The organism is Bradyrhizobium sp. WYCCWR 13022 (genome assembly GCF_030435535.1).
Classification (GTDB): domain Bacteria; phylum Pseudomonadota; class Alphaproteobacteria; order Rhizobiales; family Xanthobacteraceae; genus Bradyrhizobium.
The window spans coordinates 1-1,823 of record NZ_JAUIZJ010000021.1; the positions used below are offsets into that span (position 1 = coordinate 1).

The 1,823-nt window shown below is 62.2% G+C and carries 1 protein-coding gene and 1 pseudogene; both read right to left on the reverse strand.

What is annotated here, in order from left to right; genetic code table 11:
• Positions 1-330, reverse strand: a pseudogene (locus QY049_RS26740) (flagellin); the annotation flags it as partial.
• Positions 331-687: 357 nt separating this feature from the next.
• Positions 688-1,823: DUF1522 domain-containing protein (locus tag QY049_RS26745; protein WP_301270180.1), on the reverse strand; the 1,136-nt coding region annotated here is incomplete at its 5' end.

Sequence of the window (1,823 nt, forward strand, 5' to 3'; positions counted from 1 at the left end):
GTTGGACTTGGTGGAATAACCGACGGTGGTCTGGAGCGCCTGGTTGGCGATCGACTTGGCGCTGTCGATCAGCTTCTGCAGCGAGGTGATGCCGGTGTTGGCAGCCTGCAGCACCTGCACGCCGTTGGCGATGCCATCGAGCAGGTTGTTGATGTCGCTGGCGCGGTTGTCGAGCGACTGTGCGGTGAAGAAGTTGGTCGGATTGTCCAGGGCCGAGTTCACGCTCTTGCCCGTCGACAGACGGCTCTGCGTGGTGGCGAGAAGATCAGCGGTGGACTGGAGGGAGAGCAGGTTCTGACGAACCGAGGACGAGAGAACAATACCGGACATTGAGTGTTACCCTTCTGGTACGCAACGCAACAAACTTCGATTAGGATTAATCGATGCCGGGACGGTGAACGCAGACGGCTAACAAAGCATGAAGCGTGTTGCGCGAGTCCTTGCGCGGATTCACCATATGCGCGATCGGCGCCGGATCGAGCCATCTCGTATCGTCATGATCAAATGATGCTTTTCGGTGCAGCAACCGGGCGTTTGCCACTTGTCAACCATAACTCAGAGTGGGCAATTCGCTGCGCTCGCACCCATCGCTTCCACCTGCTGAAGGGCACCTTGATGCCGACGCAAAAAGAAAGCGGCGGGGCAAAAGCCCCGCCGCCTGATCTTGCTTGCGATGTCGTCCGCTTGTTAGCGAAGCAGCTGCAGCACGCTCTGCTGCGACTGGTTGGCCAGCGACAGCGCGGAGACCGCGATCGACTGGCGGGTCGACAGCGCCTGGCTGTTGGCCGCTTCGACGTTGGTGTCGGCCAGGGTCAGGTTCGACGAACCGGTCTGCAGCACGTTGATCAGGTTCTTGTTGAAGTCCTGACGAACCTGCACGACCGAGAGGTTCGAACCGAGGCTCGAGGCTTCCGAACGCAGCGTGCTCGACGCCGAGTTCAGGTTGGTCAGCACCTTGTTGGTCGCGGCGTTGTCGATGAAGTCGACACCGTTGGTCAGCGCGGCGAGGCCCAGACCCTTCGAGTTGTACGTCACACCCGTGATGTTCAGGCTCGACTTGCCGGTCTCGTCGAACGTCAGCTTGAGCTGGTCGCCGTTCAACAGGTTGACGCCGTTGAACGAGGAGTCCTGCGAGGTCGAGTCGATCTGGCTCAGGATGTTGTTGTACTGAGACACCAGGTTGGCGCGGGCCGTCTGGGCAACCGTATCCTGGACGGGGCTTGAAGCCGTCGAGAAGGTCAGTGCCGTGGTCAGCGTGCCGCCGATCGAACCACCTGCGCTGCTCGAACCGATGGTCGAGGACGCGTAGTCGTTGGTGGTCGAGACCGTCAGCAGGCCGTTGGCGTCGATCGTGGCGGTCAGGTTGTTGGCCTGCAGCGCCGAGTTGAGCTGATCGAGCGTCTTGACCGTGCCGTTGGTGCCGTCGCCGAAGGTGACGTTGACCGCCGTGCCGCCGTTGAAGGAGGAGAAGGTCAAGGTCTTGCCGGTGATGCCGCCGATGCCGGAGGTACGAGCCGCGGTGAACGCCGTCGCCGTGCCGGTGTTGCCGGCGAGGCCGAGCACGTTCAGCGCGTTACCGGTGCCGGTGACCGACAGGTCGGCATTGACGCCGGTGGACAGCTTGAGCTGGCCGGAGGCGTTGATCGACGAGTTGATCTGACCGGTGGCGGTGGTCAGCGTCGCCGCGCCTGCGCTGATCGAAGCGGTCTGCACGCCGGTGGCAAGGTCGATCGCCTTCAGCACGTCGTTGATCGTGCCGCCCTGGAGATAGACGGTCGAGTTGCCGGCGCCGTCGGTCTGGACGTTACCGCTGACACCGAAGC